This window comes from Roseovarius sp. THAF8 (assembly GCF_009363735.1).
Lineage (GTDB): Bacteria > Pseudomonadota > Alphaproteobacteria > Rhodobacterales > Rhodobacteraceae > Roseovarius.
This window is the reverse complement of the sequence record NZ_CP045410.1, coordinates 3,462,613-3,488,028: the sequence shown is the minus strand read 5'-3', so window position 1 is coordinate 3,488,028 and position 25,416 is coordinate 3,462,613. Positions and strand designations below refer to the sequence as shown.

Genomic DNA, 25,416 nt, shown 5'->3' with positions numbered 1-25,416 from the left:
TTGAACCCGCCCCCACGCATCGCCGACCCACTCCCAACACTTGTTGAAGGAAATGGGAGACGACCCGATGCCAACGCATTACCTCACCGGATTCGACGATCTGCTCGGCTTTGGCAAAGGCGACGACACCGTCTATGCCTTCGGCGGCGACGACTACCTCTTCGGAAATGACGGAAACGACTACCTGCTCGGCATGGACGGCGAGGACACCATTCTCGGCGGCTATGGCTCCGATATCGTCGATGGCGGGGATGGCGACGACGTCATCTACGGCGGTCTTCCCGGCGGCGCCGATGTCGGCTCCAACGTGCTCTTCGGCGGCGCCGGCGAGGACCTCATCTTCGCCGGCGACGACGGCGATTTCATCGACGGTGGCACCGGCCGGGACAAGATCATCGGCGCGGCCGGGGCCGACACCATTTTCGGCGGCGCAGGCAGCGACCGCATCGAGGCCGGCGGCGGCCATGACAGCATCGAGGGCGGGACCGGCTTCGATTTCATCCTCGGCGGCGACGGCAATGACACCGTGCATGGCGGCGACAGCCGCGACACCATCAAGGGCGGATCCGGGAACGACCACCTTTCCGGTGACGACGGCAGCGACGAGTTGCACGGCAACAGCGGCGACGACAATATATTCGGCGGCGACGGCAACGACCGGCTACTCGGCGGCAGGGATAACGATTTCCTCCACGGCGGTTACGGCAACGACACGCTCGACGGCGGCTCCGGCGACGACTGGATCATCGGCGGCGAAGGCCCCAATCCCGGCGACGGCCTCTACGGCTATGACGATGTTGCCTATGGCGGGGCGGGCAACGACTATATCTATACCGGCTCGGGCAATGACACCGCCGATGGCGGCACCGGCAACGACACGATCTATTCCGGCTCGGGCCAGGACGTGATCTATGGCGGCCTTGGCGACGACCTGATCCACGCCACCGATCCGCCCGATGGCTTTTTGGAAGGGCTCAGCCGGTACCGTCCCACGCTGGATGACAGGATCTTTGCCGGAGACGGCGACAACACCATCCATTCCGGCGCGGGCAACGACCTGGTGACATCGGGCGACGGAAACGACTACATCCGCTCGACCAACGGCAGCGACACGGTCCACTCAGGCGACGGGGACGATTTCGTCTGGCTCAGCACATTGTACATTTCCCCGGATCCGGACCTGCCCCCCTCCCCGACCGAAACCGATCTAGGCGGCGGCGACGACACGTACTATTCCACCGGCTTCAACGACGACATCGTCCAGGGCGGCGACGGCGAGGATTTCATCTACATCGAGGGCGGCAACAACCTCGTCTTCGGAGGTGCCGGGGCCGACATCATCCAGGGCGGCGACCGCGACAGCGGCAGCACGAAAAGCGCCCAAGCCTCGCTCGACATCATCTATGGCGGCGACGGCGACGACAGGATCTATGTCTGGGGCGGCAACAACCTCGTGGATGGCGGCGCCGGCAACGATACGATCGACGCCCGCCTGGGCGAGGACCTCACCCTTGGCGGCACGACCCGCATGAACGGCGGCACCGGCGACGACTGGCTGATCGGACGCCGCGGCGAGGCCGACGAGTTCGTCTTCACCCACGGCGGCGATTTCGGCACCGACGTCATCCGCAGCTTCGACGCCGCGCACGACCGCATCCTGATCGACACGTTCCAGGACGATCCGGTCGGATTCACCTCGACCATCGTCGGCACCAGCGTCCATATCGAATTCGAAGGCGACGCCGGCCTGCTCTCCATCGAAGGCGGGGCCTCCACCTGGAGCGACAGCTACATCGAGTTCATCTGACTTCCACCGAATGGCGCCCCACCCCCCGTCCCGGGCTTGACCCGGGACCTTCCGGCCCCAAGATACCCCTCATGGTACAAGTCACGATATGGGGTTCGCTCGCCCGGTTCACCGACGACGCCCGCGAGGTCGAGGTCGAGGCGGAAAACCTGCGCCAACTGCTCGACGGGCTGGCGCAGAAATACCCCGGCCTGAAACCCCAGCTCGACCGAGGCGTGTCGGTCTCCATCGACGGACGCGTCTACAACGACAACTGGTTCCAGCCCATCCGGCCCGACAGCGAGGTCGTGCTGCTGGCGCGCCTCAAGGGCGGCTGACCCGTTTCCACAGCGGCATGTACCCAAGCAGCGCCGAACCGCACCCGCTCTAGTCTCGCGACAGCGCCGACAGCGGCGCGCGCAGGCGAAAGACCAGCCCCTCGGTGTCGAACGTCACCTCGGTCCTGGCCCCCAGCGCCCCCTCGGTCAGCTTGGTCAGCACCTGCGTGCCAAAGCCCGCCGTCTTGGTTCCGGTCACCTTGGGCCCGCCACGCTCGCCCCATTCCAGCGCAAATTCCGGGTTTTCGTCCCCGGTCACAGTCCAGGTCACCACGACACGCCCGCCCTCTTCCGACAGCGCTCCGTATTTCGCCGCGTTGGTCGCCAATTCGTGGGTCACCATGCCCAGGATCTGCGCCGCATTGCTGGAAATCATCAGGTCCGGCCCGTCCAGCACTATCCGCTCGCGCGCCGCCCCCGAAAAGGGCCTTACCTGCTCGGTGAAGATCTCGCGCAGGCCGAACCGGCTCCCGGCATCGTGCATCATCGCTTCCTGGTTGCGGCCCAGCGCGGCCAGCCGCGCCAGCAGGCGGTCGGCGATCTCCTCGGGCGGCGAATGCCGCGCCAGCTGCCGCACGATTCCCGACACCACCGTGATCAGGTTCTTCGCCCGGTGCCCAAGCTCGCCGATCAGGAATTGCGCCCGGCGCTCGGCCATCTCCTGCGCGGTGATGTCGACCATGGCGAAGACCCCCTCCACCGGCAGACCTTCGGCATCATAGGTCACCTGCTTGCGCGCGTTGACCCAGCGCAGCGGCACGTCCGGCACCAGGATGCGGTGCGTCATGTCCAGCACCTGCAACGGATTCTCCGGCGACAAAAGGCATTCCAGCCCCTCCTGCACCTGCGGCCAGTCGTCGGGATGAATCCGCGCGTGCAACTCCGACCGCGGCACCTCGACGCCCGCATCCAGCCCGAAGAATTCCGCCGCCAGCGAGTCGCAGCGCAGCGTGTCGGCGCGGTAATCCACCTTTCCCAAACCGACCCGGGCGACCCTCAAGCCAAGTTCCATGTCGTCGGATGTCAGGGGGATGTTCAGCGGGGTCTCTAAGGCTCTCGTCATGGCATGTGTTTCGGGGCGCTACAGGGGGCCGTCAATGTCACAGTTTAAACGCACCGCACATTTTCATTCTCCGGCAAAATCTTGCCGCCCGTCGGCTCCCGGGGCAAGTCCGGCGCGATGCCGCACATGCCGTCACGGGCGCGCTTTCGGGGACCTCCCGCGCGCGTCCCGCCGTTTCGCCTCATTCAACACGACCCGGCACGCTGCGCAAGGTGGGTCAAACCCCACGCCGCCTCCCGGACTTTCGAAACGAACCCAACGCGAAAACGCCTTATCCGCAGACGCGGCAGACCGTTTCCCACTCCTTCAACCGCTCCGCCACGGGCACGGGCACCGGCCGGTCGGTGAAGAACATGTCGACCTCTGCCAGCGATCCGATCCGCGCCGGCGCCATGCGGTGAAACTTCGAATGGTCCGCCACCAGGAAGGTCCGACGCGCCCGCGCGATGATCGACTGGCTCACGTGAACCTCCTGAACGTCGAAATCCAGAAGGTCGCCATCATCGTCCAGCGCCGAACAGCCGATGACGGCATAATCGAACTTGAACTGCTCGATCACCCGCGTCGTCAGGTTGCCGATAAGCCCCCCGTCCGAACGCCGCAACACGCCCCCCGCCACCACGATCTCGCAATCCGTATTGGCCACCAATATATTGGCAACATTGATATTATTCGTGATCACCATCAGGTCACGGTGGCTCAGAAGCGCGCGCGCCACCGCCTCGGTGGAAGTCCCGATATTCAGGAAAACCGACGCACCGTCCGGGATCTCCCGCGCGCAGACCTGCGCCATCGCCTGCTTGGCGACCTCGTTCAGGCCGCGCCGTTCCTCGTAGCCGATATTGGACACACCCGACGGCATCACCGCGCCGCCATGCACGCGCTCCAGCCGCCCGGCCTCGGCCAGGTCCGTCAGGTCGCGCCGGATGGTCTGCACCGTCACGCCGAACCGCTCGGCAAGGCCTTCGACCGTGACCTTGCCCTCGTTGCGGGCGATCTCGAGGATCTCGGGATGACGAAAAGTCTGTGACATGCGCCTGAACCAAAGTTTCGGGTTTTTTCGTTTTCGCGGAATTTTCGCACATGTCAAAGGAAAATCCCGGCCCTGGGACCATTTCGCAGCCGCAGAAAGGTTCATGCGGCGGCGCACACATGCACCCTAAGACACTGGCTTAACTTGATTTTCCAAAAACCGAACAAAAACGAAAGAAGCGTTTGACTCCATCAACCTGAACGTGCTCATTTACCGGGCACGGTTTCCGGCGGCATCTGGGGAGGATGGATGCACCCAAGTCCCGAAAATATAAGCGATATTTTCGTCATCGGGGGTGGAATCAACGGCTGTGGCATCGCCCGCGACGCCGCCGGGCGCGGCCTGTCCGTCACCCTGGCCGAGATGAACGATCTTGCCTCGGCCACCTCCTCGGCCTCGACCAAGCTTTTCCACGGCGGCCTGCGCTATCTCGAATACTTCGAATTCCGCCTTGTCCGCGAAGCCCTGATCGAACGCGAGGTCCTTTTGCGCAACATGCCGCACATCAGCTGGCCCATGCGCTTCGTCCTGCCCTATCACCGCGACATGCGTTTCGAGGGCGGCACCCCCACCTCGCGCCTGCTGGAACGGATCATGCCTTGGATGCGCGGCCGCCGTCCGGCGTGGCTGATCCGCCTTGGTCTCTTTCTTTACGACAGCCTCGGGGGCCGCAAGATCCTGCCCGCCGCCCGCTCCCTGTCGCTCGATGGCACGCCCGAAGGCGCGCCGTTGAAGCCGCATTTCAAGAAAGCTTTCGAATATTCCGACTGCTGGGTCGAGGATGCCCGCCTCGTCTCGCTCAACGCCCGTGACGCCGCCATTCGCGGCGCCGAAATCCTCACCCGCACCCGCGTCACCGCCGCCCGGCGCGACGGCGATCTGTGGACGATCGAACTGGAAGACACCGCCACCGGCGCCCTGCTGACCCGCCGCGCCCGCGCACTGGTGAATGCCGGCGGGCCGTGGGTCGGCAACATCATCTCGGACGTCACCCATATCGACAGCCGCGAGGGCGTCCGCCTCGTGCGCGGCAGCCATATCGTCACGCGCAAGCTCTTCGACCACCCCAAATGCTATTTCTTCCAGGGCCGCGATGGCCGCATCATCTTCGCCATCCCCTACGAGCAGGATTTCACCCTGATCGGCACCACCGACGCCGATCACCCCGATCCCGGCACGCGCCCCGTCTGCACCCCCGCCGAGCAGGACTACCTCTGCAATTTCGCCTCGGAGTATTTCGCCACGCCCGTCACCCGCGACGACATCGTCTGGACCTATTCGGGCGTCCGCCCGCTCTATGACGACGGCGCCAAGTCGGCCACCGCCGCCACCCGCGACTACGTGCTGAAGCTCGACAGTGACGGCCCGCCGCTGCTGAACATCTTCGGCGGCAAGATCACGACCTACCGCCGCCTCGCCCAGGCTGCGGTGGGCAAACTGGCCCCAGATTTCCCGAACGCCAAGGGCGACTGGACCGCCGACGCCGCCCTGCCCGGCGGCGATTTCGCCGTCGAGAACCGTGACGACATGGCGGCGCAACTCCAGACCGACTACCCCTTCCTGACCGAAGCCTGGGCCTACCGCCTGCTCCGCGCCTACGGCACCGAGGCCCGCACCCTTCTGGGCGACGCGACCACCGCCGCCGACCTGGGCCGCACCTTCGGCGCCACCCTGACCGAACGCGAGGTGCGCTGGCTGATGACACATGAATTCGCCCGCTCCGCCGAGGATATCGTCTGGCGCCGCAGCAAGCTGGGCCTGCGCCTGAAGGACAGTGAAATCATGGGCTTGCAGGAATGGATGCAAGCCAACCCCGAGGGCGACAGCATCGTCGCTGCGGCGGCAGAATAAGGACGCAACCGATGACGCTGGTTCTGGACAACGTGTCGAAAAAAGTAGGGGCGGACATGCATATCCACCCTACCGACCTCACGCTTGAAAAAGGCACGATGAACGTCCTTCTGGGACCCACCCTCGCGGGCAAGACCACGCTGATGCGCCTGATGGCGGGGCTTGATGCCCCCACCACGGGCCGCATCCTCTGGGACGGTACGGATGTGACCGGTATGCGCGTGCAGGATCGCGGCGTCGCCATGGTCTACCAGCAATTCATCAACTACCCTTCCATGAGCGTCTACGACAACATCGCCAGCCCCATGCGCCTGTCGGGCAAACCGAAGGAAGAGATCGACCGCGCCGTGCGCGACACCGCCGAGATGCTGCAACTGACCCCCATGCTCGACCGCAAGCCGCTCGAGCTTTCCGGTGGTCAGCAGCAACGCTGTGCGCTGGCCCGCGCGCTGGTCAAGAACGCCGGTCTCGTCCTGCTGGACGAACCGCTCGCCAATCTCGACTACAAGCTGCGGGAGGAGTTGCGCATCGAAATTCCCCGCATCTTCGAGGAATCCGGCGCGATCTTCGTCTACGCCACCACCGAACCCGAAGAGGCGCTTTTGCTCGGCGGCCACACCGCCACGCTCTGGGAAGGCCGCGTCACGCAATTCGGCCCCACGCCGAAGGTCTATCGCCAGCCCGCCGATGCCACCACCGCGCGTGTCTTTTCCGACCCGCCGATGAACTTCCTGCAGATCTCGAAAACCGGCGGCAAGCTGATGTTCGGCGAGGGCCAGTCCCTGCCCGCCACCGGCAAGATGGCCGACCTGCCCGAGGGCCGCTACACCGCCGGCTTCCGCCCCAACCATCTGGAAATCGAACAGCACACCGACGCCGCCATGCGCTTCGTGACCAGGCTCAGCGTGACAGAACTCACCGGCTCGGAAACCTTCATCCATCTCGACCACGCGGGCACCCGCTGGGTCGGCGTCATCCACGGCGTCCACGACCTTCAGCCGGGCCGCGACCTGCCGGTCTATCTCGACCCGGCCCATATCTACATTTTCAGCGAAGACGGCGATCTGGTCTCCCCCGCCGCCTACGCGCTGGCCGCCTGAGGGGCTGACGAACATGGCAAAGATCACGCTCGACAACCTGGCACACAGCTACCTCGCCAACCCCACCTCCGAGGACGATTTCGCCCTCAAGGAGCTCAACCACGACTGGACCGATGGCGAGGCCTATGCCCTTCTGGGCGCGTCCGGCTGCGGCAAGACCACGCTGCTGAACATTATCTCGGGGCTGTTGCAGCCCAGCCGGGGCCGCATCCTCTTCAATGACGTCGACGTCACCCATTCTCCCACGACCGAGCGCAACATCGCGCAGGTCTTCCAGTTCCCGGTCGTCTACGACACCATGACCGTGCGCGAAAACCTTGCCTTCCCGCTCATGAACCGCGGCGCCGACAAGGCTTACGTCGCCCAGCGCGTTCAGGAAATCGCCACCATGATCGGGCTCGAGGACACGCTGAACCGCAAGGCACGCGGGCTGACGGCGGACGCCAAGCAGAAGATCAGCCTGGGCCGCGGCATGGTGCGCGAGGACGTCAACGCGCTTCTGTTCGACGAGCCGCTGACCGTCATCGACCCTCACATGAAGTGGGAGCTGCGCACGCAGTTGAAGCAACTGCATCAACAGTTCGGCCACACCATGATCTACGTCACCCACGACCAGACAGAGGCGCTGACCTTCGCCGACAAGGTCGTGGTCATGCATGACGGACGCGTGGTGCAGATCGGCACGCCCGAGGACCTGTTCAAGACGCCCGAACACACCTTCGTAGGCTACTTCATCGGCTCGCCCGGCATGAACGTCATCCCCGCGAAAGTCGAGGGAAACCAGGCCTATATCAACGGCGCCGAACTCGCCCTCGCCAACACCTACGCCCCCCTTGAAGGCCGCGTCGAGCTTGGCGTGCGCCCCGAATTCGCCCGCCTCTCCGACAGCGAGGGCCTGCCCGTCAAGATCCGCCGCATCGAGGATGTGGGCCGCCACAAGATCATCCGCGCCGATTGCTTCGGCACGCCGATCAACATCATCGCCGACGAGGCCGAAGAAGTGCGCGCCGACGCCACCCGCGTCGCCTTCGACCCCGCCCATGTCAACGTCTACGCCAACGACTGGCGCGTGACGCCGCAAGGGAGAGCCGCCTGATGAACCTGCGCAACCCCGTCCCGGACTTGATCCGGGACCTCCCAGCCACCCCTCCCACCGTCATCCTCCGATCCGACCCGAGGATCTCCCGCCACAGAGATCATCCGGTCAAGCCGGATGATGACGCCCGCTCCACAACCCACGAGGCCCCCTGATGGACAAGACCCCCAATCAAAAGGCCTGGTTCCTCGTCCTGCCCGTGCTGATCCTCGTGGCCTTCTCCGCCGTCATCCCGCTGATGACCGTGGTGAACTATTCCGTGCAGGACACCTTCGGGAACAACGAATTCTTCTGGGCCGGGCTCGAATGGTTCCGCGAACTGCTCGAAGATGACCGCATGTGGGATGCCTTGGGGCGGCAATTGATGTTCTCCGGCATCATCCTCGCCATCGAGGTGCCGCTCGGCATCCTCGTCGCCCTCAACATGCCCAAGAAAGGCGTCTGGGTCTCGATCTGCCTCGTGCTGATGTCCCTGCCGCTGCTGATCCCGTGGAACGTGGTCGGCACCATCTGGCAGATCTTCGGCCGCGTCGACATCGGCCTTCTGGGTCACACGCTGGCCGCCCTGGGCATCGACTACAACTACACGCAGGATCCCTTTGCCGCCTGGGTCACCGTCATCGTCATGGACGTCTGGCACTGGACGTCGCTCGTGGCGCTTCTGGCCTATGCCGGCCTGCAATCCATCCCCGACGCCTATTACCAGGCCGCCAAGATCGACCAGGCCTCGCGCTGGAAGGTCTTCCGCTATATCGAGCTGCCCAAGATGGCGGGCGTGCTGATGATCGCGGTGCTCCTGCGCTTTATGGACAGCTTCATGATCTATACCGAGCCTTTCGTCGTCACCGGCGGCGGCCCCGGCAGCACCACGACCTTCCTCAGCATCGACCTCGTCAAGATGGCCCTGGGGCAGTTCGACCTCGGCCCGGCCGCCGCCTTCTCGCTGATGTATTTCCTCGTGATCCTGCTGATCTCCTGGGTGTTCTATACCGTCATGGTCAATCTCGATAAGCGGGGGACATAAGCCGATGACCGACGCCACCACCGACCGGATCCCCGGCAAGCTCGCCCCTAGCGGCCGCAACCGCCGCACCCACGCGCGCGTCAATTCCCGCGCCATCGTCATGGGCCTCTACCTGATCTTCCTGCTCTTGCCGATCTACTGGCTCCTGAACATGAGCCTCAAGACCAACACCGAGATCCTCAACAGCTTCACGCTCTGGCCCCGCAACCTGACGCTGGAAAACTACGCCACCATCCTGACCGATCCGGCGTGGTACTCGGGCTACATCAATTCGCTCATCTACGTGGTGATGAACACCGTGATCTCGCTCGCTGTGGCCCTGCCCGCCGCCTACGCCTTTTCGCGCTACACGTTCCTTGGCGACAAACACCTGTTCTTCTGGCTGCTCACCAACCGCATGGCACCCCCGGCGGTCTTTGCCCTGCCCTTCTTCCAACTCTACAGCTCCGTGGGCCTCTTCGACACCCACATCGCCGTGGCGCTGGCGCATTGCCTCTTCAACGTGCCGCTGGCGGTGTGGATCCTGGAGGGGTTCATGCGCGGCGTACCCAAGGAAATCGACGAGACCGCCTATATCGACGGCTATTCCTTCCCGCGCTTCTTCGTGAAGATCTTCATGCCGCTGATCGCGCCGGGCATCGGCGTCGCCGCCTTCTTCTGCTTCATGTTCTCTTGGGTGGAATTGCTGCTCTCCCGCACGCTGACGACGGTGGACGCCAAGCCCATCGCCGCCATCATGACCCGCACCCAAGGGGCCGCCGGCATCGACTGGGGCGTGCTCGCCGCCGCCGGCATCCTGACCATCGTGCCCGGCGCGCTGGTGATCTATTTCGTCCGAAACTACATCGCCAAGGGCTTTGCCTTGGGGAGGGTGTGATGGAATGGATCATAGCCATAGGCACAGTGTTAGCCGCCGTTCTTTCCAGCTCGGTAGTGGCGGCCTTTGTCGCGAACCAATCAGCCTACAAAAGCATAGCAGTTGAAGCGATCACGAAAGAGAGGATTACTTGGTTAGATGAGTTGAGGAAAATCGCGGAGGACTTTTCTGTTGCAGCTGCCGAAGTGGCATTAGCAGAGAACATCGACCCAAAGCGGACTCACGAATTAGACCGGCTATCCGCACGGTTGGAGCTTCATCTCAACCCAGAAGGTGATAGCGAAAAAGCTATAATCCGAGCTGGCAACAAATTGATCTCGCTGGCAAAAGCCCGAGATGATGGGTTTCGTGGGGAAGAGCAAAATTTCATGCTCGAGACACGCAAATTGCTGAAAGCTGAATGGAATAAAGCGAAGGCAGAAGCAGGAATAAAACCGTCGAAGCAAAAGGAGGCTCAATAATGGCATGGATGGCATGGACATGGCCCACCGCCGCCTTCTTCGGCGTCATCGCCCTGCTCCTCGTAACCTTCACGATCCTCGCGCTCAAGTTCCCCGAGACGCCCCGCACCGGCATCCTGCGCATCGAGACCACGCGCGGCGACCGGCTCTTCATCACGCTTCTGGGCAGCGCCTTCATCAATCTCGCGTGGCTGGGCCTTGTGGGCACAAACCAGCCCTACGCGCTGATCGTCTGCGCGATCTATGCCGCTGCGGTGTTCCGCTGGGTCTAGACGCGCGCCAACCCCCGGCGATCCGCCCCAGCGGGCCGCCACACGCAACCTGAGTTCAGAAAGACCAATGGGAGGAACCAAATGAACCTGAACCTGAAATCAACCACCGCGCTGGCCGCGGCATTTGCCCTGACGGGCAGTACCGCATGGGCCGGCATGGAAGAAGCGATGGAGTTCCTCGAGAACGAAATCGCCGGCATGTCCACGCTCAGCCAGGAAGAGCAGGAAGCCGAGATGCAATGGTTCGTCGACGCGGCCGCGCCTTTCGAGGGCATGGAGATCAAGGTCGTCTCCGAAACCATCGCCACCCACGAATACGAAAGCCAGGTCCTTGCGCCAGCTTTCAGTGCCATCACCGGAATCCAGGTCACCCATGACCTCATCGGCGAAGGCGACGTGGTCGAGAAACTGCAAACCCAGATGCAATCGGGCGAGAATATCTATGACGGCTACGTCAACGACAGCGACCTCATCGGCACTCACTGGCGCTATCAGCAGGTGCGCAACCTGACCGACTGGATGGAGGGCGAAGGGTCGGACGTCACCAACCCCAACCTCGATATCGACGACTTCATCGGCACGTCCTTCACCACCGGCCCCGACGGCAAGCTCTACCAGCTGCCCGACCAGCAATTCGCGAACCTCTACTGGTTCCGCTACGACTGGTTCAACGACGAGAAGAACAAGGCCGACTTCCAGGAGGAATACGGCTACGAGCTTGGCGTTCCGGTCAACTGGTCGGCCTACGAGGACATCGCCGAGTTCTTCACCGGCCGCGACCTTTCGCACCTCGGGGTCGAGGGCGAGGTCTTCGGCAACATGGACTACGGCAAGAAGGACCCCAGCCTCGGCTGGCGCTACACCGACGCGTGGATGTCCATGGCAGGTATGGGCGACGTGGGCGAACCAAACGGCCTGCCGGTCGATGAATGGGGCATCCGGGTGAACGAGAATTCCCAGCCCGTCGGCTCCTGCGTCGCCCGCGGCGGGGCCACCAACGCACCCGCGGCCGTCTATGCCGTGACCAAGGCGATCGAGTGGCTGCAGAAATACTCGCCCCCCGCCGCCGCCGGCATGACCTTCTCCGAGGCCGGGCCCATTCCCGCGCAAGGCAACATCGCCCAGCAGATGTTCTGGTACACCGCCTTTACGGCGGCCACGGTCGAACCCGGCCTGCCGGTAATGAACGAGGACGGCACGCCCAAGTGGCGCATGGCCCCCTCGCCCCACGGCGTCTACTGGAAAGAAGGCCAGAAGATCGGCTACCAGGACGCAGGCAGCTGGACGCTGATGCAGTCGACCCCTGTCGACCGCGCCAAGGCGGCCTGGCTTTACGCCCAGTTCGTCACGTCGAAAACCGTGGACGTCAAGAAATCGGATGTGGGCCTGACCTTCATCCGCGAGTCCACCATCGACAGCGACCACTTCACCGAGCGCGCGGATAAACTCGGCGGCCTGATCGAGTTCTACCGCTCGCCCGCCCGCACCGCATGGTCTCCCACCGGCACCAACGTGCCGGACTACCCGAAACTGGCCCAGCTTTGGTGGCAGAACATCGGGGACGCCATGTCGGGCTCCAAGACCCCGCAAGAGGCGCTCGATGCCCTCTGCGCGGACCAGGAGCGTGTGCTGGAACGTCTCGAGCGTGCCGGCGTGCAGGGCGATCTCGGCCCCGTCATGAACGAGGAACAAGATCCGCAATACTGGTACGACCAGGAAGGCGCGCCCTATCCCAAGCTGGAAAACGAGGACGAAGAGCCCAAGACCGTCTCCTATGACGAGCTGATCGCCAGCTGGCAGTAACGGCGGCCCCGGGCCGGGGAAATCCCCGGCCTACACCGTGAAAAAATCGTAGGGCGGGGGTTTCCCCGCCCTCTTTCCATCCCCGTCCCGGGCTTGACCCGGGACCTCTCCCCTTGGACACTCACACAACGCAGTTCAGGCAAGGCCCCGAAATGACCCACATCCTCGCCATCGACCAGGGCACCACCTCCTCCCGCGCCATCCTCTTCAACGAAAGCCTCACCCCCGTCGCCACCGCGCAAGAGGAATTCACCCAGCACTTCCCCCAATCCGGCTGGGTCGAACATGACGTGGACGATATCTGGGCCACGACCGCCGGTACCTGCCGCGCCGCCATCGAACGCGCGGGGCTGACCCCTTCCGACATCGCCGCCATCGGCATCACCAACCAGCGCGAGACGACCATCGTCTGGGACCGCACTACCGGCAAACCCGTCCACCGCGCCATCGTCTGGCAGGACCGGCGCACCGCCCGGACCTGCCGCGCCCTGCGCGAGGCCGGGCACGAAGAGATGATCACCGACCGCACCGGCCTCCTGCTCGACCCCTACTTCTCGGGCACGAAACTCGCCTGGATCCTCGACAATGTCGACGGCGCCCGGACAAAGGCCGAAAACGGAGACCTCCTCTTCGGCACCGTCGACTGCTACCTCATCTGGAAGCTCACCGGCGGCAAGACCCACGCCACCGACGCCACCAACGCCGCCCGCACGCTCCTTTACGACATCCGCAAGGGCCGGTGGAGCCAGACCATCTGTGACCTTCTCAACGTGCCCATCAACATGCTCCCTGAGGTCCGCGACTGTGCCGCCGACTACGGCACCACCCGCACCGACCTCTTCGGGCGCGAGATCCCGATTCTCGGCGTCGCCGGCGACCAGCAAGCGGCCACGGTCGGGCAGGCCTGCTTTGCCCCCGGCATGATGAAATCCACCTATGGCACCGGCTGCTTTGCCCTGCTCAACACCGGCGACGAGCCCGTGCGCTCGCAAAACCGCCTGCTGACCACCATCGCCTACCAGCTTGACGGCAAGCCCACCTACGCGCTCGAAGGCTCGATCTTCATCGCCGGCGCGGTGGTCCAGTGGCTCCGCGACGGCCTCAAGATCATCCGCGAGGCAGGCGAGACCCAAACCCTCGCCGACCGCGCCGACGCCCATCAGAACGTCATCCTGGTGCCCGCCTTCACCGGCCTCGGCGCGCCCTACTGGCAGCCCGACTGCCGTGGCGCGATCTACGGCCTCACCCGCAATTCCGGCCCCGCCGAACTCGCCCGCGCCGCGCTGGAAAGCGTCGGCTTCCAGACCCGCGACCTCTTGGAGGCGATGACCGCCGACTGGTCCTCGGACGAGGCCAAACAGGTCCTGCGCGTCGATGGCGGCATGTCCGCCTCCGCCTGGGCGATGCAGTTCCTCGCCGACATCATCGGCGCGCCCGTGGACCGGCCCAAGGTGCTGGAGACCACCGCGCTCGGCGCCGCCTGGCTCGCCGGGATGCAGGCCGGGATCTATCCAGATCAGGCCGGCTTCGCCGAGGGCTGGGCGCTCGACCAGCGGTTCGAGCCCGCGATGGACGCCACCACCCGTGACGAGAAATACGCCGCTTGGAAACGCGCCGTCGAAGCGACGATGTCGGTATGATCGCCCCCTTCGGCCTGACGGCCCCCGCCCGCATCCTCTTTGGTCGTGGCGAGTTCGCCAAGGCCCCGGACCTCGCCGCCAGCCTCGGCCCCCACGCGTTCGTCGTCCACGGTGCCACTCCGCGCCACGCGCAGGCGTTGCTCGACTCGCCCGGCCTGCAAACCACCGCCTTCGCCTGCCCCCGCGAACCCGATCTCGCCCTGCTGGAAACCGCGCTCGACACCGCCCGACACGCGGGCGCCACCCACGTGGTCGCCATCGGCGGCGGCGCGGCCATCGACCTCGGCAAGGCCGTCGCAGGGCTTCTCAAGGCCACCACCACGCCTCTGGACCACCTCGAAGTCGTGGGCCGTAGTCAGCCGCTCAGCGCACGACCCGCCCCCTTCATGGCCATCCCCACCACCGCCGGCACCGGCGCCGAGGCCACGAAAAACGCCGTCATCGGCGTGCCCGACCATGCCCGCAAGGTCTCGCTCCGCGACCCGGCCATGCTCGCCGACATCGCCCTCGTCGACCCCGCGCTGACCGACGGCACGCCCAAACCCGTCACCCTCGCCTCGGGCCTCGACGCCATCACCCAGGTGATCGAACCCTACGTCTCGTCGCGCGCCAACCCGCACACCGACGCGCTCTGCCGCGCCGCCATACCGCGCGGCTTGCGCGCCCTGCGCAAACTCATGGAAGGCGAAAACGCGGACGCCCGCGACGACATGGCCTTCGTCAGCCTCACCGGCGGGCTGGCCCTCGCAAATGCCGGCCTCGGTGCCGTCCACGGCCTGGCCGGAGTCATCGGCGGTCGCGTCCCCACGGCCCCCCATGGCGCAGTCTGCGGCGCGCTCCTGCCCGCCACGCTCGCCGCCAACCTCGCGGCCTTGCCACGCGAGAGCCTGCACGCCCGCCGCATCGCCGAAATCCGCGTCAGCGCGTCCGAGGCGCTCGGCACCCCCGACATCGCCGCCTGGTCGCGCCGTCACGGCCTGCCGACCCTCGCGCAGATGGGCATCGCCCCCGCCGACCACGCCGCCATCGCGGCAGAGGCGCAATCCTCCAGCTCCATGGCCGCCAACCCGGTCAAACTTCCGACCGAGCTGCTGCAACGCATCCTCGCTGCCAGCTAAGGACGAAGACGCGGGCCACGATCAAGTGTCGCGCGGCGTTTCACGGGCAAGCCATGTCCCGGGTTCATCGCGCACCACGTCAGAGCGTACCGCCCGGCTTTTTCTTGCCGAGAACACTCAAAACCCGACGCAAGCCAAAGGCACCGCCTCACGCCTCCCAGGTCACCCGCCCGCCACAGAGCGTCAGCACCGCCCGCGCCGACCCCAACTCGGACGGCTCCATGCCTTCCAGGTCATGCGACATCACCGCGATATCCGCCATGAACCCTTCCGCCAGCCGCCCCTTGCGATCCTCGGCAAACTCGACCCAGGCATTGCCCGCCGTGTAACTCTCCAGCGTTTCCAGCAGACCTTGCGACTGGTCCGGCCACCCCTCGCCCAGGTCCATCGGATCCACCGCCGCCCTTACGTTGGGCATCACGTCCACCGGCATCACCGGCCAGTCGGTGGAAAACACCATCCGCGCCGCGTGCTCCCGCTGCGCCCGCCAGGCATAGGCATAAGGCCACTGGTCCGGCCGCAGCACCTCGCGGATGCCATGCGGCGGAAAGAAATGCCCGAAGGCCGCGTGCCCCGGCTGGACCGAGGCGACCACGTCCAGCTCTCCCAGCCGCGGCAGGTCATCGGGATGAATGATCTCGATATGCTCCATCCGGTGCCGCGCGTCCCGCACGCCATTGGCCTCCCGCGCCGCCGCATAGCCATCCAGCGTCCGCCGCACCGCCAGGTCCCCGATCGCATGGGTGGAAATCTGGAACCCCCGCGCATCCGACGCCACGCAGGCCGCATTGAATTGCTCCGGCGTGAACACCGCGTCGCCGTTGCTGTCGACGTCCGGATAATTCTCCAGCATCAACCCCGTGCGGCTTTCCATCACCCCGTCCATGAACATCTTCACCCGGTTGCACCACAGGTGGTCGCTGGCATAGCGTGCCCGCATCTCCTCGGCCTCCTCCAGCCGGTCGATCGGATCGTGGCTTTTCATGTGAAACGGCACTTCCACGCGGCAGATCAGCTCGCCCTCGGCCTCCAGCTCGGCCAGCAATTCCATCTGGTAGAAATTGCCGTCCATGTTGTGCAGCCCGGTGATCCCGTGGCTGGCGCAATGCTTCAGCCCGGCGATCAGCGCCGCCTTGTCCTTGGCCCGCTCTTCCGGGCCCGGCGTGGGCACCGGATCGGCCCCGGTCACCAGCCCCGCCATGTCGCGCCCGCCATTGCGCGTCAGGCTCAGGACGGGGGCATAGGCCGACGGCTCCAGCAGCTTGCCCGTCGCCGTCCCGTCCTCTGCCATGACGATCTCCGCCCCCGCCTCGACCGGCCCGCCATGCAGGATCCCGGCAAGCTCCAGCGCGGCGGTATTGGCCCAGATCGTGTGATGATCGCCGGCATAAAGCGCCAGCGGCCGGTCCGGCAGCACCCGGTCTAGGTCCTGCCACGTCGTCTCGCGCCCCGGCCCCATCAGCTCGTAGGCCGCCTGCACCGCAAAGACGACCCGGTCGTCGGGACAGTCGTCGGCATAGGCCCGCACCGCCGCGGCCACCGCCTCCTCGCCTTGGACGCCGTACAGGTCCAGGTATCCCATCTCCACCGACCCGGCGAACAGATGCACGTGGCTGTCGATGAACCCCGGCAGCACCGTCGCGCCGCCGGCATCGACCTGCTTCGTGTCCGGCCCTGCCATGGCCCCGATCTCGGCGCTCGTGCCCACCGCCACGATCCGCCCCGACGCCACCGCCACGGCCTCCGTCCTTGGCCGGTCGGGGTCCATAGTCAGGACCTTTCCGTTCAGAATCACGATATCCGGTGCCATGCCTGCCTCCTCGTCATATTTCGCGCATGGAAGCCGCAGCCGCCCGCGCCGTCAAGCTGGGCAGCACGCCCGTCCTGCGCTTTCTTGAGCAAAGCCGCAATGCCGCCCGCCCATTCAACGAAAGCTGAAGCCGATGGCCATCAAGATCGGCATGCTCCGCTGCTTTCTCACCGTGGCCGAGCGCGGCAACCTCGCCGACGCCGCCGAGGCCCTGGGTCGCACGCCCTCCGCCGTTTCCATGATGCTCCGCCAGTTCGAGGATCACATCGGCGCGCCCCTCTTCGAAGCCGGGCGCAAGTCCCGCCTCACCCGCCCAGCGAGCTCATCCGCGTCGAGGCGGGCCGCGAGCTGGCCCATTTCGACAGCACAATCGCCGCCATCGAGGGGCTGTCCCGCGCCGAGGCCGGCCATGTCCGCCTCGCGGTCACGCCCTCGGTGGCGCAGATGCTGATGCCCGCCATCCTGCACCGTTTCGCCAAAGGCCACCCCAAGGTGCGCATCAACATGCGCGACACCGACAGCGCCACCATCGCCCATGACCTCGCCGCGGGCCGCGCCGATATCGCGCTCGCGTCCCTCGGCCCCCATGCCGGGTTCGAGCGCGCATTGCTCTTTTCCGACCGCTTCGGCGTGGTCTGCCCCTCGGATCATCCCCTCGCCGCCGACTGGGAGGCCCTCACCTGGGCCGACCTCGTGGATATTCCCTTCATCGCCAACGGCCTATGCCACTATATCAGCGATCCCGATTTCCGCCCCATCCTCGACCGTGCCACGCTCAACGTCTCTGGCACCGCCGCCCTGCTCAGCCTCGTGCGCGCCGGCATGGGCTCACGCTCCTGCCCGAACTCACCGTGCAGGACGCGGGCGCAGACATCACCTTCCTGCCGCTCGTCGATGCCTCGATCCGGCGCGAGGTTTGGATGTTCACGCCGACAGAGTCAGGGATGACCCCCGCCGCCCTCGCCCGCACCATCCGGGCGCAGGAGATCCCCTTGACCCACTAACCCAAAATTGCAGATTTACTGAAATTTCCTACAGAACTTTGCGTCTGCCTAGAAACGCTGCATTGGCAAGACTCCGCCAATCACTTTCCAGGGATGCGCAATGACCGACCTCAAGCTGAACTACATCGCGGGCCAATGGGCCGAAGGGCCGTCCTCCATCGAGAACCGCAACCCGTCGGACCTCACCGATCTCGTGGGCCAATTCACCCAGGCCAGCGCCGCGCAACTGGACGAGGCCATCGCCGCCGCCCGCACCGCGCAGGCCGTATGGGCCACCTACGGGCTGGAACGCCGCCAGGCCGTGCTCATGGCGATCGGCACCGAGCTCATGGCCCGCGCCGAGGAGCTGGGCACGCTGCTTTCCCGCGAAGAGGGCAAACCCTTCGCCGAGGGCAAGGGCGAGGTCTACCGCGCCGGGCAGTCTTTCACCTACCATGCCCACGAACTCCTTCGCCAACTGGGCGAAAACGCCGACTCTGTCCGTCCCGGCGTCGAGGTCGACATGCGTCGCGACCCCGTCGGCACCGTCGCCGTCATCTCCCGCTGGAACTTTCCCACCGCCACCGCGTCGTGGAAAATCGCCCCGACGCTCGCCTATGGCAACGCCGTCATCTGGAAACCGGCCAACCTCACGCCCGCCTCCGCCGTGGCGCTCACCGAGATCATCGCCAAACAGGACATTCCCGCGGGCCTCTTCCAGCTTGTCATGGGCCCCGGCGGCGAGGTTGGCCATCGCCTTGTCGACAGCCCCGACATCGACGCCATCTCATTTACCGGCTCGGTCCCGGTGGGCCGCCACATCGCCGCCTCCGCCGTGCAGAACTTCACCCGCCTGCAAATGGAAATGGGATCCAAGAACGCGCTTGCCGTGATGGACGGCGCCGATCTCGACCTCGCCGTCACCCCGGCCCTGGGAGGCGCCTTCGGCGGCACCAGGCAGAAATGCACCGCCTCGTCGCGCCTCGTCGTCCATGCCCGTATCCACGACGCCTTCGTCGACAAACTCGTCGCCGGCGCCAAGACCATGAAAGTCGGCCACGCGCTGGCCGAGGGCACGCAAATGGGCCCCGTCGTGTCCGAGAGCCAGCTCAACGAGAACACTGCCTATGTCGAAAAAGGCCAGGCCGAGGGCGCCGAACTCGCCTGCGGCGGCACCCGCCTCGCGCTCGACCATGACGGCCATTACATGTCCCCCGGCGTGTTCCTCGACACCACAAACGACATGGCCATCAATCGCGAGGAAATGTTCGCCCCGCTCACCTCGGTCATCAAGGTCGGCAGCTATGACGAAGCGCTCCACGTGGTCAACGGTCGGCTTCGACCAAGCCGAGATCGCCGGCCTCATGGGCGACAACTGGCTACGCTTCTTCGACGAAGACTTCACCCCGGAACACCAAAAACCGGACCCCTGAGGGCGCGAAACGCCACTCCAGGGACAGTCCACAGGGAGACACCCATGACCGACACCACCCAGACGCGGGCCGCCGAAAAGCACCTGCACCACATCAACAAACCACTCTTCGCCATCACCGGCGGCTTCATCGCGCTTTTCTGCCTCGTCGCCCTCTATGACCTCGACCTGCTCTCCAGCATGGTCGACACCAGCTTCGCGGTCTCGGCCAAGTATTTCGGCCTCTATTGGCAACTCCTGCTGCTGGCCACGTTCCTGATCGGCCTCGTCCTGATCCTGCCCGGCAGCAAGGCCCTGATGGGCAAGCTCGGCACACCCGAATTCCCCGCCTTCCAGTGGGGCGCCATGATCATGTGCACGCTTCTTGCAGGCGGCGGCGTCTTCTGGGCGGCGGGCGAACCCATGGCGCATTTCCTGTCGACACCCCCCTATTTCGGCGCCGAAAGCGCCACGGCAGAGGTCGTCGCGCCCGCACTGGCGCAAAGCTTCATGCACTGGGGTTTCCTCGCCTGGGCCATCCTGGGCGCGCTGACCACGGTGATGCTGATGCACTACCACTATGAAAAAGGCCTGCTCATGGCCCCGCGCACCCTGCTCTACCCGCTCTTCGGCGTTGCTGCCATCAAGGGCCTCATCGCCGACGCCTCCTTCATCATCGCCGTGGTCGCGGACACCGTCGGCCCAATCGGCTTTCTTGGCCTGCAAGTCAGCTACGGCCTCAACGCGATTTTCGGCCTTCCCGACACGTTCGGCACGCAAGCCGCCGTCATCCTCGGCCTCGTCGTGATCTACACGCTCTCGGCGGCCACCGGCCTGTCCAAGGGCATCCAGATCCTCAGCCGCTTCAACGTGATCCCCGCCGCCCTCCTCTTGCTCTTCATCCTCGTGGCAGGCCTCACCGGCTTCATCTTCCAAAGCTTCTTCAGCGGCATGACCACCTACATTTCCGATTTCTTCGGCATGGCGCTTTATCGCGGTGACGCCGCCATCTTCGGCGACCCGGGCTGGCTCGGCTGGTGGACCGTCTTCTTCTGGGGCTGGTTCCTGGGCTACGGCCCGCTCATGGCCATGTTCATCGCCCGCATCAGCCGCGACCGCTCGATCCGCTCGATCGTCATCATGCTGTCGATCGTGGCCCCCATCGTGACCTGCTTCTGGTTCACCATCGTCGGCGGTACCGGCATCAGTGCCGAGCTCAACAACCAGGGCGCCATCTCCAGCGCGTTCGAGGGCTTCAACCTCCCCGCCGCCCTGCTGGCGATCACCCAGTCTCTGCTCGCGGGCTTCATCGTCTCGGTCCTCTTCCTGATCCTGACGACCGTCTTCGTGGCCACCACGGGCGACTCGATGACCTACGTGATCTCGGTCGCCAAGTCGAACGAGGATATCCCCTCGCTGCCGGTCCGCATCTTCTGGGGCATCGCCATGGGCGTGATGGCGCTGATCCTGATCTACACCGGCTCGGGCGGCATCTCGAAACTCCAAAGCTTCATCGTCGTCACCGCCGTGCCGGTGTCGCTGGTGCTGCTGCCCTCGCTCTGGGACGCGCTGCGCATCACGCTCACCAAGGGACGCGAGGCGAACTGACACAATCGTGGGGCGGTCCTTGGACGGATCGCCCCGATGCCCCTATCATGGGCAGGAAAGGAACCGGCATGGAACAAGTGGCACAGCAAAGGGTCCCACCCCGTGACCCCAACACGGTCATGACGCTGGCCCGTCTCGGCGCCGCGCACCAGACCCGGCTTTCCTTCATGCGCCAGCTTCTGCGCCGCCTCGTGCGAGACGACTGGACCATCACCCAGACCACGTTCGAAATCGACGCGGGCGGCGTCGGCCACGCCGTCTACACCGCCCAGGGCCCCGAGCACGCCTATTCCCTCGTCGCCTTCGCCCATGACCTGCCGGCCGACCAACGCTCGGACCGCGTCATCGCCACCGCATGGGACGCCACATTTACCCTCTTCGACGGCACCCCGACCGACGCCGACATCGCCCGCCTGCGCGACAACGTGCCGTTGCAAGAATCCGGCCGCATCTCAGACCGCGAGCTGTCGCTCTCTTGCGCCAACCGCTCGGTACGCCTCTGGGATCACGTGGTCGACGCCCTCAGCGCAGGCCACCAACCGGACGAAGAACAAGTCCGCGCCGTCGGCTACCTCATGCGTACCACCGCGGTCTACGGCTTGGGCAACTTCGGCGCGGCGGACCGCGAACAGACCCGCCACCGCCCCGAATGCGCCGCCCCCTTCCAGGTCGAGATGCTGTCCGTGTACCTCACCCGCTGCTTCGTCATGGACCTGGTCGAGCATATGGCCCGCGCCCGCAACCCCGGCACGGCCGTGCCGCTCGATCCGGCCGTGCGCCGCCGCTTCGGCATCGGCAATTCCACCGGCCTCGGCATGGCGCCGTTCCTGGTGAACCACCCCCAGCATCGCCACATCGCCCGCCGCGCCCAGATCGCCGCCCGCCTGCCCTATGCCGAGATCCGCGACAACACGCTCAGCGCCGACATGCTGCCCGTGGACATACTGCGGCTCAAGCTCAGCTTCTTCGGCGCCTGCCATTTCGATCCCCGCTCGGACCGCTGGCTCAGGATCAACATGTTCCAGCATGCCCCTTTCCCCACGAACTGGCGGAAATGGGCGACGACTGGACCCTGCCACCGCTGCCAGGGGGCGCATAATGACGTGGTCGCTGAATGAGATCGAGGCGCTGGCCCGCAAGGCCAGCCGCGGCGCGGGCTTCCCCTGGGGCCTGGCCGAGGAAGCCTGCCGCGCCGCCCGCTGGACCTGCGCGGCAGGCTGGCCCGGCGCGCTGGCCCTGGCCGATGTGCTGACCCGAAACGACAGCGCCCCCGCCGCCACGCTTGGCCCGCAGGCCCTGGGCGAGACGTGGAGCGCCTCGGGCGGCCTGCTCTGCCCCATCGTCACCGGCGCCACGCTCTGCGACCTCGCCGCCGACTGGGCCGCGGGCCGCACCGTGACCATGGGCCCCTTCGCCTGGCCGCTCCTTTTGGTCCCCTACATGGTCTGGGCCGCCGACCGCACCGGCGCGCCTCTCTCCCTGGGATGGCAAGGCTGCACGATCACGCGGGCGGACGGCAAAACCCGTCTCGATGACCCGGGCGCCGACCTCGATTGTGCCGCAACTCCAACGGTATATCTTTCCACGACGAACACCCGTCACGGCACCGTCCTCACCCGGCTCTACCGCGCCGCCCCGATGCCGCAGGCGGTCACGATCCTCGACGCGTTCGCCCAGCGCACTTACGCCCTCCGAAACCGAGGCCAGCCGCCTGACCGGCGCCGGTGCGGGCCTCAGCGACAACGACTGACCGCCAGAAAATTCTGCGAATTTTCAGGGGCACTCCGCTTGGCCATCCGCGCCAGAAAATTCGCAGAATTTTCTCAGGCCGCAACCTCGACACCCAAGTGGACAGCATGATCGCAAGCCACGTCCTGCGCATCGGCGCGCGCCCGGGCAGAGTTGTTTAGAAAAGCCTGCACGCCCGAACGGTGCGTTCATCCGCAGCCCGCGACCACGGCACTGACGCGATACCGCTAAAAACACCGACGCAATACCGACGCCGGAATTGCAATACCCAGGCCGTTAACCTTTTGCGCGTCAGCCCGCCTCGGCGAGCCGCGCCACATAACGCGCCAGCGTGTCGATCTCGAGGTTCACCCGATCGCCCACCGCCACCCGGCCCCATGTGGTAACCTGCTTGGTATGCGGGATGAAGTTGATGCCAAAGACCGCGCCCTCGACCTCGTTCACCGTCAGCGAGGTGCCGTTCAGCGCCACCGATCCCTTGGGCGCGATGAACCTGGCCAGCGCCTCGGGCGCCCGCAGTTTCACCCGCGTGCTGTCGCCTTCGTCGTCGACGCCAACGACCTCGGCCAGCCCATCCACATGGCCCGAAACGATATGTCCGCCCAGTTCATCTCCGACGCGTAAGGACCTCTCCAGATTGACTTTTCTGCCCTCGCTCCACGTGTCGAGGTTGGTCTTCGACAGCGTCTCGGCGGACACGTCCACGTCGAACCAGTCCGGCCCCTTGTCCACCACCGTCAGGCACACGCCGTCGCACGCGATCGAGGCCCCCATGTCGACGCCCGACATGTCATAGCCGGTGCCGATCCGCGCCCGCAGATCGCCGCGCTTTTCCAGCCCGCGTATCTCGCCCATATCCGTGATGATCCCGGTGAACATGGCAGTCTCCCTGTGGTCCTGGTCCGGGTTACCGGGACTGCCCGCCCAAGGCAAGAACCGGCCCAACGTCCCGGGCCTTAATTTCGTCTAAATACTGGTATATTAAGGTCGAAAATATTAAACGCAGTCATGCGTGACAGAGGCAGAAGGGTATGAGTTCAGCAACCGGCGACAACCGGGTCTTCTTGTTTTTGCAAGGTCCCCACGGCCCTTTCTTTTCCAAACTCGGGCAGATGCTGCGCCGCGCCGGGGCCGAGGTCTGGCGCGTGGGCTTCAACGCCGGCGACGCGGCCTTCTGGCGCGACCGCCACAGTTACATTCCCTTTTCCGGCACTGCCGACGAATGGCGCGGCTTCTTCCGGGCGCTGGTCCGCGACAGGGACGTCACCGACCTCGTGCTTTACGGCGATACCCGCATGATCCATGCCCAGGCGGTCGAGGAGGCCCGGCAGGCGGGCCTGACCATCCATGTCTTCGAAGAAGGCTATCTGCGCCCCTATTGGATCACCTATGAGCGTGGCGGCTCCAACGGCCATTCGCGCCTGATGGAGATGGGCGTGGACGACATGCGCAAGGCGCTGGAGAACTCCGACATGGACACCGCCCTGCCCCCCGCGTCGTGGGGCGACATGCGCCAGCACATCTTCTACGGGGCCGCCTATCACGGCTGCGTGCTGCTGTTCAATCGCAAGTACCGCAACTTTCGCCCCCACCGCGCCCTGACCGTGCGCCAGGAATTTGACTTGTACCTCAAGCGTTTGGTCCTGATGCCCTTTCAGGCCATCGACCGCCGCCTTGCCACATGGCGCATCCGCCACGGCGGTTTTCCCTATCACCTGGCCTTGCTGCAACTGGAACATGACTCCTCGTTCCAGAAACACTCGCCCTTCGACACGATGACCGAATTCCTCGAAACGGTGACCGAGAATTTCGCCATGGGCGCGCCCAAACACCACCATCTCGTGGTCAAGGCCCATCCGCTCGAGGATGGCCGCACGCCCATTCGCGCCACCCTGCGCCGTCTGGCGCGCGAGCACGGCATATTCGACCGGGTGCATTACGTGCGCGGCGGCAAACTGGCGCGCCTGCTAAACGAGGCCCGCAGCGCCGTCACCGTCAATTCCACCGCCGCGCAACAGGTGCTCTGGCGCGGAATTCCGCTCAAGACCTTCGGCGAAGCGGTCTATGCCAAGCCCGAATTCGTCTCGACCAAGCCCTTGCGCGATTTCTTCGCCGGGGCCGAACGCCCGGACCGAAAGGCTTATGGCGACTATCGCCGTTACCTGCTGGAAACCAGCCAGGTCGCAGGAGGCTTTTACTCTGCCAACGGCCGCCGCCAGCTTCTGCGGCAGGCCGTGGACATGATGCTCAGCCCGGACGATCCCTACGATGCCTTGGTGACGGGCACCGCGGCACCAAGGCAACAGTTGCAGGCCGTCACCTGAAGGTCTGTCTGTAAGGCACTGGATTTTCTGACCGCTTCACGCTAGGGTCCCTGAAAAAACCGAGGCAAA

At 65.3% G+C, this 25,416-nt stretch carries 23 protein-coding genes; 18 read left to right on the top strand and 5 right to left on the bottom strand.

Annotated elements, in window-relative coordinates:
- Positions 1-67: 67 nt before the first annotated feature.
- Both FIU85_RS16980 and FIU85_RS16975 read left to right on the top strand, forming a co-directional pair.
- Entirely contained in the window at positions 68-1,807 is a 1,740-nt protein-coding gene (locus tag FIU85_RS16980) for a calcium-binding protein (RefSeq protein WP_172978909.1), read from the top strand.
- Between the two features lie 71 nt (positions 1,808-1,878).
- Complete coding sequence (locus FIU85_RS16975; RefSeq protein ID WP_152497726.1) at positions 1,879-2,124, top strand: MoaD/ThiS family protein; 246 nt, start codon at positions 1,879-1,881, stop codon at positions 2,122-2,124.
- Positions 2,125-2,173: 49 nt separating this feature from the next.
- On the opposite strand, the gene FIU85_RS16970 is transcribed toward FIU85_RS16975, so the two are convergent.
- Together FIU85_RS16970 and FIU85_RS16965 are read right to left on the bottom strand one after the other, a co-directional pair.
- Entirely contained in the window at positions 2,174-3,187 is a 1,014-nt protein-coding gene (locus FIU85_RS16970) for a sensor histidine kinase (RefSeq protein ID WP_152497725.1), read from the bottom strand.
- Between the two features lie 271 nt (positions 3,188-3,458).
- A complete protein-coding gene (locus FIU85_RS16965; RefSeq protein ID WP_152497724.1) occupies positions 3,459-4,220 on the bottom strand; it encodes a DeoR/GlpR family DNA-binding transcription regulator in 762 nt (253 codons plus the stop codon).
- 249 nt (positions 4,221-4,469) lie between these two features.
- Between FIU85_RS16965 and glpD the strand changes: the two genes are divergently transcribed.
- From glpD to FIU85_RS16915, 10 genes are all read left to right on the top strand, one after another.
- Positions 4,470-6,071, top strand: coding sequence for a glycerol-3-phosphate dehydrogenase (glpD, locus tag FIU85_RS16960; RefSeq protein ID WP_152497723.1), 1,602 nt, complete (start codon positions 4,470-4,472; stop codon positions 6,069-6,071).
- Between the two features lie 11 nt (positions 6,072-6,082).
- Complete coding sequence (locus FIU85_RS16955; protein ID WP_152497722.1) at positions 6,083-7,171, top strand: ABC transporter ATP-binding protein; 1,089 nt, start codon at positions 6,083-6,085, stop codon at positions 7,169-7,171.
- A 13-nt stretch (positions 7,172-7,184) separates the two neighbouring features.
- A complete protein-coding gene (locus FIU85_RS16950) occupies positions 7,185-8,267 on the top strand; it encodes an ABC transporter ATP-binding protein (RefSeq protein ID WP_152497721.1) in 1,083 nt (360 codons plus the stop codon).
- 154 nt (positions 8,268-8,421) lie between these two features.
- Positions 8,422-9,291 (top strand): carbohydrate ABC transporter permease, encoded by an 870-nt coding sequence (locus tag FIU85_RS16945; RefSeq protein WP_103764357.1) that lies wholly within the window; start codon positions 8,422-8,424, stop codon positions 9,289-9,291.
- A gap of 4 nt (positions 9,292-9,295) precedes the next feature.
- A complete protein-coding gene (locus FIU85_RS16940; protein WP_254702932.1) occupies positions 9,296-10,168 on the top strand; it encodes a carbohydrate ABC transporter permease in 873 nt (290 codons plus the stop codon).
- Entirely contained in the window at positions 10,168-10,629 is a 462-nt protein-coding gene (locus tag FIU85_RS16935) for a hypothetical protein (protein ID WP_152497720.1), read from the top strand. Before FIU85_RS16940 ends, FIU85_RS16935 begins: the two co-directional genes overlap by 1 nt.
- On the top strand, positions 10,629-10,901 hold the full coding sequence (locus tag FIU85_RS16930; RefSeq protein WP_152497719.1) for a DUF2160 domain-containing protein: 273 nt from the start codon (positions 10,629-10,631) through the stop codon (positions 10,899-10,901). Before FIU85_RS16935 ends, FIU85_RS16930 begins: the two co-directional genes overlap by 1 nt.
- Before the next feature lie 81 nt (positions 10,902-10,982).
- On the top strand, positions 10,983-12,704 hold the full coding sequence (locus tag FIU85_RS16925) for an ABC transporter substrate-binding protein (RefSeq protein ID WP_152497718.1): 1,722 nt from the start codon (positions 10,983-10,985) through the stop codon (positions 12,702-12,704).
- A 152-nt stretch (positions 12,705-12,856) separates the two neighbouring features.
- Positions 12,857-14,344, top strand: a complete 1,488-nt coding sequence (gene glpK / locus FIU85_RS16920) for a glycerol kinase GlpK (protein WP_152498292.1) — start codon at positions 12,857-12,859, stop codon at positions 14,342-14,344.
- Positions 14,344-15,462 carry an iron-containing alcohol dehydrogenase gene (locus FIU85_RS16915; RefSeq protein ID WP_216648916.1) on the top strand — a complete coding sequence of 373 codons (1,119 nt, stop codon included), beginning with the start codon at positions 14,344-14,346 and terminating at the stop codon, positions 15,460-15,462. The genes glpK and FIU85_RS16915 overlap by 1 nt, the downstream gene beginning before the upstream one ends.
- A 148-nt stretch (positions 15,463-15,610) precedes the next feature.
- Here the strand turns inward: FIU85_RS16915 and FIU85_RS16910 are convergent, their stop codons facing one another.
- Both FIU85_RS16910 and FIU85_RS22380 read right to left on the bottom strand, forming a co-directional pair.
- Positions 15,611-17,272 carry an amidohydrolase gene (locus tag FIU85_RS16910; protein WP_152497716.1) on the bottom strand — a complete coding sequence of 554 codons (1,662 nt, stop codon included), beginning with the start codon at positions 17,270-17,272 and terminating at the stop codon, positions 15,611-15,613.
- Between the two features lie 13 nt (positions 17,273-17,285).
- The gene (locus FIU85_RS22380; RefSeq protein ID WP_254703075.1) at positions 17,286-17,537 is read right to left on the bottom strand and encodes a hypothetical protein; all 252 of its coding nucleotides are present in this window, start codon (positions 17,535-17,537) and stop codon (positions 17,286-17,288) included.
- Here FIU85_RS22380 and FIU85_RS22375 point away from each other — a divergent pair.
- From FIU85_RS22375 to FIU85_RS16885, 5 genes are all read left to right on the top strand, one after another.
- The gene (locus FIU85_RS22375) at positions 17,424-17,723 is read left to right on the top strand and encodes a LysR family transcriptional regulator (protein ID WP_254703064.1); all 300 of its coding nucleotides are present in this window, start codon (positions 17,424-17,426) and stop codon (positions 17,721-17,723) included. The genes FIU85_RS22380 and FIU85_RS22375 overlap by 114 nt on opposite strands.
- Entirely contained in the window at positions 17,717-18,220 is a 504-nt protein-coding gene (locus FIU85_RS22370; RefSeq protein WP_254702931.1) for a LysR substrate-binding domain-containing protein, read from the top strand. Before FIU85_RS22375 ends, FIU85_RS22370 begins: the two co-directional genes overlap by 7 nt.
- A gap of 156 nt (positions 18,221-18,376) precedes the next feature.
- Complete coding sequence (locus FIU85_RS22625) at positions 18,377-21,274, top strand: aldehyde dehydrogenase family protein (protein ID WP_368372968.1); 2,898 nt, start codon at positions 18,377-18,379, stop codon at positions 21,272-21,274.
- 68 nt (positions 21,275-21,342) lie between these two features.
- A complete protein-coding gene (locus FIU85_RS16890; protein ID WP_254702930.1) occupies positions 21,343-22,392 on the top strand; it encodes a hypothetical protein in 1,050 nt (349 codons plus the stop codon).
- Positions 22,373-23,134 carry a DUF3726 domain-containing protein gene (locus FIU85_RS16885; RefSeq protein ID WP_172978908.1) on the top strand — a complete coding sequence of 254 codons (762 nt, stop codon included), beginning with the start codon at positions 22,373-22,375 and terminating at the stop codon, positions 23,132-23,134. The genes FIU85_RS16890 and FIU85_RS16885 overlap by 20 nt, the downstream gene beginning before the upstream one ends.
- Positions 23,135-23,314: 180 nt before the next feature.
- On the opposite strand, the gene FIU85_RS16880 is transcribed toward FIU85_RS16885, so the two are convergent.
- Positions 23,315-23,902: a riboflavin synthase gene (locus tag FIU85_RS16880; RefSeq protein WP_152493229.1), complete on the bottom strand. Its 588-nt coding sequence runs from the start codon at positions 23,900-23,902 to the stop codon at positions 23,315-23,317.
- Positions 23,903-24,054: 152 nt separating this feature from the next.
- Between FIU85_RS16880 and FIU85_RS16875 the strand changes: the two genes are divergently transcribed.
- Entirely contained in the window at positions 24,055-25,347 is a 1,293-nt protein-coding gene (locus tag FIU85_RS16875) for a capsule biosynthesis protein (protein ID WP_152497714.1), read from the top strand.
- Positions 25,348-25,416: the final 69 nt, after the last annotated feature.

Excerpts from the sequence above, each read along its gene's own strand:
- FIU85_RS16910 (WP_152497716.1), bottom strand. The coding sequence starts at position 17,272 with ATGGCACCGGATATCGTGATTCTGAACGGAAAGGTCCTGACTATGGAC.
- FIU85_RS16940 (WP_254702932.1), top strand. The coding sequence starts at position 9,296 with ATGACCGACGCCACCACCGACCGGATCCCCGGCAAGCTCGCCCCTAGC.
- FIU85_RS16980 (WP_172978909.1), top strand. The coding sequence starts at position 68 with ATGCCAACGCATTACCTCACCGGATTCGACGATCTGCTCGGCTTTGGC.
- FIU85_RS16925 (WP_152497718.1), top strand. The coding sequence starts at position 10,983 with ATGAACCTGAACCTGAAATCAACCACCGCGCTGGCCGCGGCATTTGCC.
- glpD (WP_152497723.1), top strand. The coding sequence starts at position 4,470 with ATGCACCCAAGTCCCGAAAATATAAGCGATATTTTCGTCATCGGGGGT.
- FIU85_RS16930 (WP_152497719.1), top strand. The coding sequence starts at position 10,629 with ATGGCATGGATGGCATGGACATGGCCCACCGCCGCCTTCTTCGGCGTC.
- FIU85_RS16875 (WP_152497714.1), top strand. The coding sequence starts at position 24,055 with ATGAGTTCAGCAACCGGCGACAACCGGGTCTTCTTGTTTTTGCAAGGT.
- FIU85_RS16955 (WP_152497722.1), top strand. The coding sequence starts at position 6,083 with ATGACGCTGGTTCTGGACAACGTGTCGAAAAAAGTAGGGGCGGACATG.
- FIU85_RS16935 (WP_152497720.1), top strand. The coding sequence starts at position 10,168 with ATGGAATGGATCATAGCCATAGGCACAGTGTTAGCCGCCGTTCTTTCC.
- FIU85_RS16880 (WP_152493229.1), bottom strand. The coding sequence starts at position 23,902 with ATGTTCACCGGGATCATCACGGATATGGGCGAGATACGCGGGCTGGAA.
- FIU85_RS22370 (WP_254702931.1), top strand. The coding sequence starts at position 17,717 with ATGCTGATGCCCGCCATCCTGCACCGTTTCGCCAAAGGCCACCCCAAG.
- glpK (WP_152498292.1), top strand. The coding sequence starts at position 12,857 with ATGACCCACATCCTCGCCATCGACCAGGGCACCACCTCCTCCCGCGCC.
- FIU85_RS22625 (WP_368372968.1), top strand. The coding sequence starts at position 18,377 with ATGACCGACCTCAAGCTGAACTACATCGCGGGCCAATGGGCCGAAGGG.
- FIU85_RS16945 (WP_103764357.1), top strand. The coding sequence starts at position 8,422 with ATGGACAAGACCCCCAATCAAAAGGCCTGGTTCCTCGTCCTGCCCGTG.
- FIU85_RS16890 (WP_254702930.1), top strand. The coding sequence starts at position 21,343 with ATGGAACAAGTGGCACAGCAAAGGGTCCCACCCCGTGACCCCAACACG.
- FIU85_RS16970 (WP_152497725.1), bottom strand. The coding sequence starts at position 3,187 with ATGACGAGAGCCTTAGAGACCCCGCTGAACATCCCCCTGACATCCGAC.
- FIU85_RS16965 (WP_152497724.1), bottom strand. The coding sequence starts at position 4,220 with ATGTCACAGACTTTTCGTCATCCCGAGATCCTCGAGATCGCCCGCAAC.
- FIU85_RS16885 (WP_172978908.1), top strand. The coding sequence starts at position 22,373 with ATGACGTGGTCGCTGAATGAGATCGAGGCGCTGGCCCGCAAGGCCAGC.
- FIU85_RS16950 (WP_152497721.1), top strand. The coding sequence starts at position 7,185 with ATGGCAAAGATCACGCTCGACAACCTGGCACACAGCTACCTCGCCAAC.
- FIU85_RS16975 (WP_152497726.1), top strand. The coding sequence starts at position 1,879 with ATGGTACAAGTCACGATATGGGGTTCGCTCGCCCGGTTCACCGACGAC.
- FIU85_RS22375 (WP_254703064.1), top strand. The coding sequence starts at position 17,424 with ATGCTCCGCTGCTTTCTCACCGTGGCCGAGCGCGGCAACCTCGCCGAC.